Genomic DNA, 12,851 nt, shown 5'->3' with positions numbered 1-12,851 from the left:
CGGTGCCTCGTTCAGTTCCTGGGCGACGCGAGGAGGCCTCGCACCTCCGAGGCCGGGAGCGGCCGCGCGAACAGATACCCCTGCACCTCGTCAAATCCTTCCTGTCGGATGATCTGCAACTGCGCCTCGGTCTCCACGCCCTCCACCGTCGTGGCGATGCCCAGGCTTCTGCCGATGCCGGCCACGGCCCGGATGATCGCGAGCGACCTGCTGTCGGGCAGGTCGGCGATGAAGCTGCGATCCACCTTGATCTTGTCGAACGGGAAGCTGCGCAGATAGCCCAGCGACGAGTACCCGGTCCCGAAATCGTCCATCGCGATCTTCACGCCCAGCTGCCGGATCTGCTGCAGGGTGCGCAGGTTCCTGTCGTCATTGCCGAGCAGCACCGACTCGGTGATCTCGAGTTGCAGGCGCGAAGGGGAGAGCCCCGAGGCATCCAGCGCGTTCCTGATCAGGTCGACCAGGTTGTCGTCGCGGAACTGGACGGGCGAGAGGTTCACCGCCACGCCGATCCCGTCGGGCCAGGCGGTGGCCTCGCGACAGGCTCCGCGAAGCACCCACTCGCCGATGTCGACGATCAGCCCGGTCTCCTCCGCGATCGGAATGAAGTCGGCCGGCGAGATCATGCCGCGGCCCGGGTGCCGCCAGCGCAGCAGCGCCTCGAAGGTGGTGTAGCGGTTGGACGCGAGACTCACGAGCGCCTGGTAGTGGACCTCGAAATCCCCGCGGGCGAGCGCCTCGCCCATCGAGAGCTTCAGGGTTTGGCGGATCTGCAGGTCGGCGTCCATGCTCTTTTCGTACCTGAAGAAGCTTCTTCCGCCCGCGGCCTTGGCGCGGTGGAGCGCCACGGTGGAGGCACGCTTGATCTCGTCGACCGTGCCGCCGTCGGCCGGCGCCACGGCGATGCCGACGCTGGCGCCGATGCTGACCTTGCTCCCGTCCAGGTCGAAGGGGCCGAGCAGGGTGGCCATGAGGCGTCGCGCAATCTCGACCGTCGCGTCGGGACGCAGAAGCCCGAAACAGCCGATCACGAACTCGTCCGCGCCGAGTCGCGCGAGCATGTGCTCGTCACCGGAGACGACAAGCCTCAGGCGCTGCGCAACCTCCTGCAGCAGGATGTCGCCCACGGGATGACCGTAAGCGTCGTTGACGGCCTTGAAGCCGTCCAGGTCCAGCGTCAGCACAGCCACCGAGGTCCCGCGTTTGCCGGCATCGGTCAAGTGCTGCTGCAGCGCCTCGCGGAATGCCTGGCGATTGGGCAGCCCGGTGAGAGCGTCGTGGCGGGCCATGTGGGAGACCTGGCTTTGGGCCTGGAAACGCTCCTGCTCGGCCTTGCGGCGGGCGGTGGTGTCGCGAAAGAAAATAGACAGGCCCTCCTCGGTGGGCGAGGCATGGATCTCGAGCCACACCTGGGTGATGGGTACGAATTCCTCGAACGACACGGCCTTGCCCGCCATCGCCTGACGGAAGTAGTCGCCGAACAGGCTTTCGACTTCGGCGGGGTAGAGGTCCCACAGCCTTGCGTTCACGGCCTCCACGCCGAGCTTCAGGAACCGCCGGGCGTTCTCGTTCATGTACGTGATCCGCCATGCATGATCGACGACCAGCACGCAATCCATCGTGTTCTCGAGCACCGCAGAGAGCCGCGTCGCCGCACGTTCGGCCTGCTGCTGCGCCGCCACCGCATCGTTGCGCGCCGCCTTGGCCTCCGTGATGTCGCGCCAGATGCTCACCATCCGGCTCGGCACGCCCGATGCGTCCAGGACCGGCGCCGCGATGACGTCGAGCCATCGGTGCACGCCCTGCGCGTCGACGGCATCTACCTCGAGTCTCGACGTGCCGCCGGCGCGCACCACGTCGAACATGGCGCTGAGTTTCCGAAGCCGGCCTTCAGGAAAGATTCGCTCGAGCGCCTCGCGGTCTGCGAGTTGCGAGACATCCAGACCGATCATCCGCCGCGCCGACCTGTTCATCAGCAGCGTCTTGCCCGACAGGTCGAGCATGCTGATGCAATCGGGGCTGCTGTCGAAGATGCTCCGGATCGAGGCTTCGCTCTCGCGCAGCGCGGATTCGGCCGCGCGGCGCTCGGTGACGTCGAGAATGGAGCCGGCATAGCCTAGGAACCCGCCATCAGGCGACAGCCGCGGCGTGCCGGTGTCGATGACCCAGGCCCAGCTGCCATCTGTCCGACGCAGCCTGTACTCGAGCTGGACCGGCTTGCGCTCTGCGCTCGCCGTCCTGAACAGTTCGAGCACCGACGCGCGGTCCTCGGGATGGACGGCACGGCTCCACCCCTCGCCCAGCGACTCGGTCTCGGTCTGGCCCGTCGCCTCGAGCCAGCGCCGGCTGTGGTAGGTGGCCTCGCCATGCTGGTCGGTGAGCCACATCATCACGGGCACGCTGTCCGCGATCAGGCGGAACAGCGACTCGCTCTCGCGCAGCGCTTCGATGGCGATGCGACGCTGATGAACGTCCTCGAGCAGTCCGTACCAGCGCACGATGTCGTGGTTGCCGTCGCGCCGGGGAGCCGCACGGGCCCTGAACCATCGATACCTTCCGTCAGCGGCGCTGCGCACCCTGTATTCGGTGTCGATGGGAACGCCGCGGGCCACCGAGTCCGCCCACAGCGTTCGGACGCGTTCGAGATCGTCGGCGTGCAATGCGCATTCCCAGCCCGATCCCAGCGTCTTCTCGACCGAATTGCCGGTCAGCGCCGACCACCCCGGTCCGACCTCGGTAATCGCGCCGGCAGGATCTGCAGTCCAGGTGATCTGCGGGTGGAGTTCGACGAACGAGCGGTAGTGCGCTTCGCTGGCCCGGAGCCCCCGCTCCGTCGTGCGCAGCTCGGTCACGTCAGAGATCACAACCACGAGCAGCTTGCCGCCGGAATCCGTGAGATCGACCGCTTGCTTGAGCGAGAGCAGGGCCCTGGTCGATCCGTCTGCCAGGGTGATCTCCTCCTCGAAATGGCGAGGCTTTCCGCTCGCGAGTATTTCGAGATCGATGGCCCTGATCCGGTCGGCCTCGGCCCGGGGCAGGATATCGCGGTCTGTCTTTCCGCGCACGCGGTCGAGCGACACGTTGAGGACCTCGCAGGCCCGCTGGTTGAGATGCACGAAACGCAAGGCCTCGTCCTTGACGATGACAACCTGGCCGATTGCATCGAGGAGCGCGACCGCCTGGAACGAAAGATGCAGCAGATCGTCGGGCTGCTGTGCGGCGCGGGACTCATCCATGTCGATGTCTCCTGTCTGGAATGTGCACCAAGCTTGCCATCGTAGCCCGCAGCGAACGTCGGCCGGCAGGTCGGATCAGGGCAACCGGCCAGGCGAATCTGGCGTGGGACGCGGCCCCGGCCCAAGGTCGAATCAGGCGGGAGCCAATTCGCGGCGCGCCGTGTCGAGCCGGAAGACACCCACCAATTGGGACAGGCTACCCGCCTGGTCCTGCAGCGAGGCGGCCGCGGCGGCCGCTTCCTCCACCAGCGCGGCATTCTGCTGGGTGACCTGGTCCATCTGCGTGATGGCCTGATTGATCTGCTCGATGCCGGTCGTCTGCTCCTGGCTGGCGGCGGTGATCTCGCCCATGATGTCGGTCACGCGGCGCACGCTCGCGACGATTTCATCCATCGTCTGGCCCGCCTCGGCCACTTTCTGGCTGCCGGCCTCGACCTTGCCGACGGAGTCGTCGATCAGGCCCTTGACTTCCTTGGCCGCTGCGGCCGAGCGCTGCGCAAGGTTGCGCACCTCTGCCGCAACCACCGCGAAGCCCCGCCCCTGCTCGCCGGCACGGGCGGCTTCCACTGCGGCGTTCAGCGCCAGGATGTTGGTCTGGAATGCGATGCCGTCGATGACCGCGATGATGTCCACGATCTTGCGCGAGGACGAGTTGATCGATCCCATGGTTTCGACCACCTGACTCACCACGCCGCCGCCGCGCACCGCCACCTCCGAAGCCGAGGCCGCCAGCTGGTTGGCCTGGCGCGCGTTGTCCGCGTTCTGCTTGACGGTGGAGGTCAGCTCCTCCATGGAGGCCGCGGTTTCCTGGAGCGAGCTCGCTTGCTGCTCGGTGCGCGACGACAGGTCCTGGTTCCCGGAGGCGATCTGGCCCGAGGCGGTGGCGATCGTCTCCGTGCCCTGACGCACCTCCCCGACCACTTTGGAGAGGTTGTCGTTCATCGACTTGAGCGCCGCCAGCAACTGGCCGACCTCGTCGCGCGAGTTGGAGACGATCCGGGTGGTCAGGTCTCCGGACGCCACCCGCTCAGCCAGGCGGAGGGCGTCGCGCATCGGATGCACGATGCCGACGGTCAACTGCCAGGCGCACAAGGCCCCCGCCGGCAGCGCAACGGCGGACAGGGCGATCACGACCCAGCGGCCGCTGCGGTGGATCTGCTGGATCTCGCGGGCCTTCGCGTCGATCTGCACCCGCTGGTTTTCCGCGATTTGCTGCACCGCCTTGCCGTAGATCTGAAGGGCGGCCTGATAGTCGGTGTCGGCCAGCTTGCCGGCGGCTTCGCTGTCGCCGGCCGCCTTTAGCTTGTTGATCGTCGCGAGATGGGCCAACACCGCCTTGCGCGCCGCCACCACTTCGGCGAACAGCTTCTTTTCCTCCGGCGCCGTGAGCAGCCTGCCCATCTCCTCCTGGACGGGGTTGATCGATGCCACCCCCTCGGTCAGGTTCTTCTTGAAGTAGGCTTCATTCGCACTGTCGGTGGCCTTGGCCATGCCGAAGGAATGAACGATGCTCGGGCCGAGAAGATTGGCCCACCGGTTCGCGACGCGCTCCTTGACAAGGGCCTCATCGACCATCACACGGGCCGAATGGGCCACGGCGTTCAACCGAATCAGGGCGACCCCGGAAACCAGCATCAAGAGCAACAAGATGGCAGCAAAGCCTCCGCCGAGGCGGAGGCCGATTTTCATATCTCGCAGGCGCATGGAACTCTTCTTTCGCAGTGTGGGGGACGTGTCCAGTTGGAGGACCGGAACTTCGCGGGCGGCGGGGCCCCGGGGTCCTGCCACATCCGGTTATCGGCAACTTCGCCCAAAGTTGAAGGCCAGGTCGTGCACTGCGATCACAAACCGAGGCCCAGTCCGGGCGCGCTAGCAGCCGCCGAACAGGTGGGGCAGGCGCCCCGGCGCGGGCAGCCCCTCGATCCGGAACAGCCCGCCATCCTCCGCCTTGTTCCCCGCCAGGCGCGCGCTGCGCGAAATCGTGGTCAGGTACATGTGCGCGAGGTCCGGCCCGCCGAAGCAGATGCTCGTGGGATAGCTCGCTGGCAGATCGACCAGGCGTTCCAGCCGGCCGTCGGGCGCGTAACGCGCGAGCCTGGCGGCGCGGGTCAGCACGGTCCAGAAGAAGCCCTGTGCATCGACCGTGGCACCGTCGGGACCGGAATCGAATGCGTGCGTCTTTGCGAACACGCGCTTGTGGCGCAGCGGGCCGTCCGGGTCGTAGTCGTAGGCCCAGACGGTGCGCTCCAGGCTGTCGGCCAGGTACAGCACACGGCCGTCGGGGCTGAAGCAGGGTCCGTTGGCAAAACCGATGTCGTCGGCCAGCTGCTCCACGCGGCGATCGGTGCGCAGCCGGTAGAGGCCGCCCATGACCGGCTCGCCGGGCTGGCGGTCGACGTGCATGGTGCCGGCCAGGAAGTGGCCCGCCGGATCGCACTTGCCGTCGTTGAAGCGCAGCTTCGGATGGTCCACGGGGATGCGGGCCAGGTGCTCCAGCCTGCGCGTGGGGAAGTCGTAGCGCGCGAAGCCGTTGCGCAGCGCCACCACCACGGCCGCGCCACCGCGGCAGGGCGCGATCGAGCCCACGGGTGCTGGCAGCTCGTGCCGCTCGGGCGCATCGGTTCCGGCATGGAGCCGCCACAGCGTGCCGCCGAGCGCATCGATCCAGTTCAGAGCCTGCGCATCGGCATCCCAGCAAGGGCTTTCGCCCAACAGGTCTTTCGTGGTTCCGGTTCTGATGATCTGCACGGCCATCGGCGAAGTGTGCAGGGCCGGGCTGTGCCCTGGCGGCGCATCCCGCAAAGCTGCTTTTCATTTCGTGCAGCGCTGCGCCAAGGGCGGCCACCTAGACTGGCTCCAGAGCCCGATTCCGGGCCGGAACAGGAGACAAGAATGAGCTACCGCAAACTCGTGATCGGGCTGGCGCTGGGTGCCTGCGCGCTGGTCGCCCCCGCATTCGCCCAGCAGGTGACCCGCATCGTCGTGCCCTTTGCCGCCGGCGGCGGCACCGACCAGTACTGCCGCATCCTGGCCCAGGAGCTCAACAAGCAGGGCCTGAACGTCATCATCGAGAACAAGCCCGGCGCGAGCGGCATCCTCGCGGCCGACTATGTTGCCCGCGCCAAGCCCGACGGACAGACGGTGCTCGTGTCCTCGCTGGGCACGCTCGCCAACAACAGCGTGCTGTACGACAAGCTGCCCTACGATCCCGCGAAGGACTTCGCCGCCGTCACGCAGATCGCCTACCAGCCGGCCATCGTCGTCGGGCGCACCGACCTGCCCTACAGGAACATCAAGGAAATGGTGGCCTATGCCAAACAGAACCCCGGCAAGATCAACCGCGGCTCGCCGGGCGCGGCCATCCTGACCAACCTCGCGCCCATCGCCTTCGAGAAGGAGCAGGGCTTCAGCACGCTGCACATCCCCTTCAACGGCGATGCACCCGCGCTGCAGGCCCTGCTGGGCAACCAGATCGACATCCACGGCACCTCCATCACGGGATCGCTGCCTTATGTGAAGGCCGGCAAGCTGCGCGTGCTGGGCGTGATGGATTCGAAGCGCCTGCCGCAGGTGCCCGAGGCGCCCACCTTCAAGGAGCAGGGCTTCGACATGGAAGCCACGCTCTGGTATTCGCTCTCGGTGCCCGCAGGCACGCCGCGGCCCGCGATCGAGCGCCTGAACAAGGCCGTCAACCAGGTGATCGCCGACCCCGACTTCGTCGCGCGCGCCCGCGCCATCGGCATGGAGCCGCGCGGCGGCACGCCCGAGGAACTGGACAAGTTCATCAAGGCCGAGGCGGACCGCTGGCTCCCCGTGCTGCGCGGCTTGAACCTGCCGAAGCAGTCGCACTGAAGGATGCCGGCCACGGGACGCCGTGAAATCCCTCATCCGTGCAGCCAGCTCTTTCCGGCTCGGGATTTCCAGGGGCTCCCGTCGTCCGGAAAACGGGGGCAAGCGTTATTCAAGCTGCGCCGTTCACGCGACGCGTCCTTCCGCCATTTGCTTCGAAAGAACATCATGAAGATCAAGCAGCTTGTCCTCTCCAGCGTCGTTGCCTTCGCCACCCTGGCCGCCTTCGCACCGACGATCGCCTCCGCCGCGCCCCACCACCGGGCGCACAAGGCGCACAAGGTTTGCAAGTGGAATGCGCACCATCACCACCGCGTCTGCCACTGGGTGCGCTGAACAGCACGCCTCCGCGCCTGTAGAAGCGCGCGTTATTTGATGACGCTCCTGCGCGCCAGCGATTCGAACCGGCCCTCGCCCATGTCCAGCAGTTCGCGCAGCACCTCGGCCGTGTGCTCCCCGAGGTGCGGCGGAGGGTGGCGCACGCCTGCGCGCGCGCCGTCGATGACGTAGGGCGGCGCATGGACGGCCTGCGCGCCGGCTTCCGCGTCCTCGAACCGATGCCAGACGCCGGCCTGCGCCGTCCGCTCGGACTGCAGCGCCTCGTACAGGCCCAGCACCTCGCCGCACGGAATGCCGGCGCGATCCATGCGCGCGAGCAGATCGGCGCGCGGGAACTGCGCGATGCGGCCGAGCAGGATCGGCAGCAGTTCATGCCGGTGCTTCGCGCGTTCGGTGTTGGTGGCGAACTTCGGATCGGCCGGCAGCTCGGGGCGGAGGATCACCTCGTCGCAGAACTTCCTGAACTGGCCGTTGTTGCCGACCGCGATCACCAGCGGTCCGTCCGCGGCCTCGAACACGCCGTAAGGCACGATCGACGGATGCGAGTTGCCGAACTTCGCGGGATCGCCCTTGTGGAGCCACGCGGTCAGCCCGTAGTAGGACGTGATCATCATGCCGCTGTCGTAGAGCGACATCTGGATGTGGCGGCCCTCGCCGGTTCGCGTGCGCTCGTACAGCACGGCGAGGATGGCCTGGGCCGAATACATGCCGGTGAACATGTCGACCGCGGCGATGCCAAACTTGAGCGGCCCCTGGCCCTCCTCGCCGTTCATGGCCATGAGGCCGGTCTCGCCCTGGATCACCAGGTCGTAGCCCGGGCGCGCCTTCTCGGGGCTCAGCACAGAGTAGCCCGAGATCGAGCAGTAGATGATCCTGGGGTTGAGCTCGCGCAGGTCCTCGTAGCCCAGGCCCATCTTCTGCGCGCCGCCGTACTTGAAGTTCTGGATCACCACGTCGCACTGCGCCGCGAGTTCGCGCACGAGCGCCTGGCCATCCTTGTCCTGCAGGTCGACGCAGATGGAGCGCTTGTTGCGGTTGCAGCTGTTGAAGTAGGAGGTGTTGTGGCGGCCGATGCGCACGCCCCAGTCGCGCGTGTCGTCGCCGCGCTCGGGATGCTCGACCTTGATCACGTCGGCGCTCAGGTCGGCCAGCGCCATGCCGCACAGCGGGCCGGCCATCACGCGCGACAGGTCGAGCACGCGCACGCCGGCCAGGGGTTGCATGGAAAGGTGGTTCTTCATTCAGGGGTCCTCGGGGCGCCCGCCCCGGACGCCAGAACACCCAGTCTAGGAGCGCACCCCTCCCGCCATGCACCGGCGCATGAAAAGGTGCTTTGTAGTTTCAGTCGAGCCCGTCGAAGTCCGCGTCGTCCGGCCCGATGTGCGCGGGCGAGCGCCAGCTGGCATCGCGCATCGAGCGCGCGACCTGCTGCTCCACGCCCATCAGCACCGCGAAGATCGCCATGCGCACCGGGATGCCGTTGTCGGTCTGCCTGAAGATCGCCAGCCGCGGGTCGTGGTTGAGGTCCACGCTCAGGTCGTTCGCGCCCGGGCGCCCGTCGCGCGGCAAGGGATGCATCAGGATGGTGTCGGGCTTGCAGGCCGCATCCACCAGGGCCTTGCACACCTGGAACTCGGGCGTGTAGCCCTCCAGCGTTTCTCCATTCGCGAACCGTTCCTTCTGAACGCGGGTCGCATAGACCACATCGGCGCCGCGCAGCCCCTGCGCCAGCGAGGAGGTCTGCTCGACGACGTGGCCGTTGCGCGCGACCAGCTCGACCAGGTAGGCCGGCATCTCCAGCGAGGGCGGCGCGATCAGCGTGAACTTCAGCCCGCGGTACAGCGACAGCAGGCGGATCAGCGAATGCACCGTGCGGCCGTACTTGAGGTCGCCGACCATCGCCACATGCGTGCCGTCGACCAGCTTGCCCATGCGCGAGAACTCGCGCTGGATGGTGTACAGGTCGAGGATGGCCTGGCTCGGGTGTTCGCCGGGACCGTCGCCGGCATTGATGACCGGAATGTTGGTGGCGCGCGCGAACTCGGCCACCGAGCCCTGCTCGGGATGGCGCACCACCAGCGCGTCGACATAGCCGCTCATCACGCGGCTGGTGTCGTAGATCGACTCGCCCTTGGCCATCGACGAGAAGGTGAAGCCCGTGGTGTCGCACACCGTGCCGCCGAGCCGGCAGAAGGCCGCGCCGAAGCTCACGCGCGTGCGCGTGCTGGCCTCGAAGAACAGGCTGCCGAGCACGGCGCCCTCGAGGATGCGCGTGACCTTCTGCCGGCGCGCGATCGGCTGCATCACGTCGGCGACATGGAACAGGTCCTCGAGGCTGCCGCGGTCGAACTGCGCGACCGACAGCAGCTGCGGCTTGCCTTCGGCCGCGATGCGCTGCGCGAGCGGGCGCTGCTGCCCCTTGCCCGCCGGACCGGCGCCGCTGTCGAGCGCCTCGCGCTGAAGAATCTCGGCAACGAACTTGCCGACCATCTCCGGCATCGCGCGCGACTCGCTCGAGTCGGACGGCAGCAGCCAGGTGTCGAGCGCACGGCGGCGCACGCCCAGCCGTTCGGAGAATGCGTCGCGCGTGAGATTGAGGCGGCGCATCGCGTCGCGCAGGAGGTCTTGCTGTTGGCTCATGCGTCAAATATACGCTATGCGCTGTTTCTCTGGAGAAAATATACTCAGTGCGTATATTCTTCTCCAACAACTGCATCGGCGACTAAGGCGCGCCGCCTCGCGCCTTCTTCTTCGGCGCATTCCGGACCTCCGCCCGCGATGCGCCCGGAAGGCCGAAGTCCGGCAGCGGCCGGCGTGCCATGGCCTCGGCGGCAGCAAAAGACATGCCCAGCCCGCGCAGCACCATGGCCGCCACAGTCACGTCGTGGTCCGACGGCGCCGTGCCGCCGGCCACCGTGCGCATCGCCTGGGTGCAGGTGCCCATGATCATGTCGAGGGCGGCCGCCTCGCTTTTCACCTTGAAGGCCCCTTGCGCCTGTCCCAGGCGCAGATCGGCCAGCGCATAGACCGCGACGTGCGACAGCAACTGCGGTGCCGCCGCCGCCACGTCCATCAGCAGCAGTGCCCAGGCGGGGCTCTGCCGGGCCAGCCAGAGGTAGCGGCGATTACCGATCGCCATGCGTCGGGCACCTTCGGCCACGCCGACCTGGCTGTCGGCAATGCGCTCGCACATCGTTTCCGCGAGCCAGACCGCCACCGCCTGCAACACCTCTTCCTTGGTGCTGAAGTGGTTGTAGACCGTGCTCGGCGTCATGCCGGCCAGCCGCGCGATCTCCTGCATTGTGGCGGCGGCCACGCCGCTTGCGGAGAACGCCTGCACGGCGGCGGCCAGCAACTGGCGGCGCGTGCGCTCGCGCTTGCCGAGGCCCTCGGGCTGGGCCACCAGGGCCTCGGCCAAAGGCATAGGCAATCCGGCCAATGCCATTCCCTGAAAATTTATCATATCGTTCAATTTTGGACAGGTTATCCAAATTTTTCCAGACCAATCATTTTATGGGGACCCTCATGTCGGCCATCCTGAACCTGGCATACCTTGTCGTCGAAAGCTCGAAGCCCGTCGCCTGGCGCGCGTTCTGCGATCAGGTCCTCGGCCTGCCACCGCCGCGCATGCATCCCGATGGAAGCCTCGGCTGGCAGGTGGACGAGCGCTCGCAGCGGCTGCTGGTGCAAGCCGGCCACCGCGAAGACCTGGCGGCACTGGGCTTCGAATGCACCGGCGACGCGGCGCTCGACACGCTCGTGGCGCGCCTGGCCCGGGCGGGCCATGCCGTCGAGGCGGCCACCGAAGCGCTGTGCGCCACGCGCTGCGTTCGCCGGCTCATGACCGTGCGAGACCCGGACGGCAATGCGGTGGAACTCTGCACAGGCCTTGCGAAAGCGCAGCGGCCCTTCGTGTCTTCCGCGTTTCCGCAGGGTTTCCAGACCGGCGAACTCGGACTCGGCCACGCGGTCTTGGTGTCGGGCGACACGCAGAAGCTCGAAGCCTTCTATGTCGACCTGCTGGGCTTCGGCGTCACCGAACGCCTGGGCACGCGCGTGGGGCCGATCGACGTGAGGGGTGTCTTCCTGCACTGCAACCGCCGCCATCACTCGCTCGCGATCTTCGACCTGCCCCTGGCCAGGCGCCTGCACCATTTCATGCTGCAGGCCCCGTCGATCCACGACATCGGTCTGGCCCATGAACGCGCGCGCAAGTTCAAGGTGCCGGTGAGCATGGGACTGGGACAGCATCCGGCGCCGGACGGCACTTTCTCGTTCTACGGCGAGACGCCTTCGGGCTTCGACTTCGAGATCGGTGCCGGCACGCACGAGATCGACCCACATGGCTGGCAGGTCCGGCATACGCAGCACGCGAGCGCATGGGGCCACAAGCCGGGACTGCGGCTGCAGCTGCGCATGGCTTCCGGGCTGGTGCGTCAGAAGCTGCTGCGCCGCCGCAATCGCCAGGCGGAGGCCGCGCGATGAATGCATCCACAGGACGTGCAGCCCGCTGGCTGCGTCGCGGCGCAGGGGTGCTGCTGGTGCTCGTGCTGCTGGCCGCAGCCGTGGTGTGGGGCGGCCTGCAATTGGCCGAGCGGAAGATGGCGCGCCGCGTCGATGTCGACGTGCAGCCGGTGGCCCTGCGCGCGCTCACCGACACGGCGGCCATCTCGCGCGGGCAGTATCTCTATGCCTCGCGCGGCTGCGTCGACTGCCACGGCGCGAACGGCGGCGGGCGCACTTTCATCAATGACCCGAACGGCCTGCGCGTGGCCGGGCCGCAGATCGCCCCCGGCGGCGCGAGCGTGACCGCCGCCTATCGGCCGGAGGACTGGGTGCGCGCGATCCGCCACGGCGTGCATCCGCGCGGCCGGCCGCTGATGATCATGCCGAGCGAAGACTACAACCGCTTCACCGACGACGATCTGGCGGCCCTCGTTGCCTACATCCGCAGCATGCCGCCCACGCAGGGCACGCCCGCGGTGGTCGAGCTGCCCGTGCCGGTGCGCGCGCTCTACGGTTTCGGCGTGATCCGGGATGCCGCCGCGAAGATCGACCACGCACGGCCGCCTGCCGCGCCGGTGCCCGAGGGCGTGAGCGTGGCGCACGGCGCCTACGTCGCGAACATGTGCCTCGGCTGCCACGGGGCAAAGCTGGAAGGCGGCAAGATCCCCGGCGGTCCGCCGGACTGGCCCCCGGCCTCGCGGCTCGCGCCCGGCGACGGCTCGGTGATGCCGCGCTACCCCGATGCGGAATCGATGATGCGCCTCTTCAAGACCGGCCACCGCCCCGACGGCACGCCGGTGCGCGTGATGCCCTTCGAGTCGCTGCGCGAGATCAGCGAAACGGACGTGCGCGCACTCCACCTGTTCCTGCAGCAGCAGCGTCCGTCGCCCCAGGGCTGAAGAGGATTTCGGCGAGGCGCCG

Annotated in this window: 10 protein-coding genes; 4 read left to right on the top strand and 6 right to left on the bottom strand. The window is 67.8% G+C overall.

Features of this window, described 5'->3' with window-relative positions:
* Nucleotides 1-11: 11 nt before the first annotated feature.
* The 3 genes from FB547_RS17640 to FB547_RS17630 form a co-directional block, all read right to left on the bottom strand.
* Complete coding sequence (locus FB547_RS17640) at nucleotides 12-3,236, bottom strand: PAS domain S-box protein (RefSeq protein WP_145744395.1); 3,225 nt, start codon at nucleotides 3,234-3,236, stop codon at nucleotides 12-14.
* 132 nt (nucleotides 3,237-3,368) lie between these two features.
* Nucleotides 3,369-4,940 (bottom strand): methyl-accepting chemotaxis protein, encoded by a 1,572-nt coding sequence (locus tag FB547_RS17635; RefSeq protein ID WP_145744393.1) that lies wholly within the window; start codon nucleotides 4,938-4,940, stop codon nucleotides 3,369-3,371.
* Nucleotides 4,941-5,105: 165 nt separating this feature from the next.
* On the bottom strand, nucleotides 5,106-5,990 hold the full coding sequence (locus FB547_RS17630) for an SMP-30/gluconolactonase/LRE family protein (RefSeq protein WP_145744391.1): 885 nt from the start codon (nucleotides 5,988-5,990) through the stop codon (nucleotides 5,106-5,108).
* 138 nt (nucleotides 5,991-6,128) lie between these two features.
* On the opposite strand from FB547_RS17630, the gene FB547_RS17625 reads away from it, so the two are divergent.
* Together FB547_RS17625 and FB547_RS33350 are read left to right on the top strand one after the other, a co-directional pair.
* Nucleotides 6,129-7,088: a Bug family tripartite tricarboxylate transporter substrate binding protein gene (locus FB547_RS17625; protein ID WP_145744390.1), complete on the top strand. Its 960-nt coding sequence runs from the start codon at nucleotides 6,129-6,131 to the stop codon at nucleotides 7,086-7,088.
* Between the two features lie 165 nt (nucleotides 7,089-7,253).
* Complete coding sequence (locus FB547_RS33350; RefSeq protein WP_186454192.1) at nucleotides 7,254-7,421, top strand: HHHH-motif protein; 168 nt, start codon at nucleotides 7,254-7,256, stop codon at nucleotides 7,419-7,421.
* 32 nt (nucleotides 7,422-7,453) lie between these two features.
* On the opposite strand, the gene FB547_RS17620 is transcribed toward FB547_RS33350, so the two are convergent.
* From FB547_RS17620 to FB547_RS17610, 3 genes are all read right to left on the bottom strand, one after another.
* The gene (locus tag FB547_RS17620) at nucleotides 7,454-8,665 is read right to left on the bottom strand and encodes a CaiB/BaiF CoA transferase family protein (protein WP_145744388.1); all 1,212 of its coding nucleotides are present in this window, start codon (nucleotides 8,663-8,665) and stop codon (nucleotides 7,454-7,456) included.
* Between the two features lie 100 nt (nucleotides 8,666-8,765).
* Nucleotides 8,766-10,064, bottom strand: coding sequence for an aspartate carbamoyltransferase (locus tag FB547_RS17615; RefSeq protein ID WP_145744386.1), 1,299 nt, complete (start codon nucleotides 10,062-10,064; stop codon nucleotides 8,766-8,768).
* A gap of 82 nt (nucleotides 10,065-10,146) precedes the next feature.
* Nucleotides 10,147-10,848, bottom strand: a complete 702-nt coding sequence (locus tag FB547_RS17610; RefSeq protein ID WP_186454191.1) for a TetR/AcrR family transcriptional regulator — start codon at nucleotides 10,846-10,848, stop codon at nucleotides 10,147-10,149.
* Between the two features lie 101 nt (nucleotides 10,849-10,949).
* Here FB547_RS17610 and FB547_RS17605 point away from each other — a divergent pair, with 101 nt between their 5' ends.
* Entirely contained in the window at nucleotides 10,950-11,909 is a 960-nt protein-coding gene (locus FB547_RS17605; protein ID WP_145744381.1) for a VOC family protein, read from the top strand.
* Nucleotides 11,906-12,829: a c-type cytochrome gene (locus FB547_RS17600; protein WP_145744379.1), complete on the top strand. Its 924-nt coding sequence runs from the start codon at nucleotides 11,906-11,908 to the stop codon at nucleotides 12,827-12,829. Before FB547_RS17605 ends, FB547_RS17600 begins: the two co-directional genes overlap by 4 nt.
* The last annotated feature ends 22 nt before the right edge of the window (nucleotides 12,830-12,851 follow it).

The sequence above is a fragment of the Variovorax beijingensis genome (genome assembly GCF_007828835.1).
Lineage (GTDB): Bacteria > Pseudomonadota > Gammaproteobacteria > Burkholderiales > Burkholderiaceae_C > Variovorax > Variovorax beijingensis_A.
The sequence above is the reverse complement of the archived record's forward strand: the minus strand, read 5'-3'. Positions and strand labels throughout refer to the sequence as shown.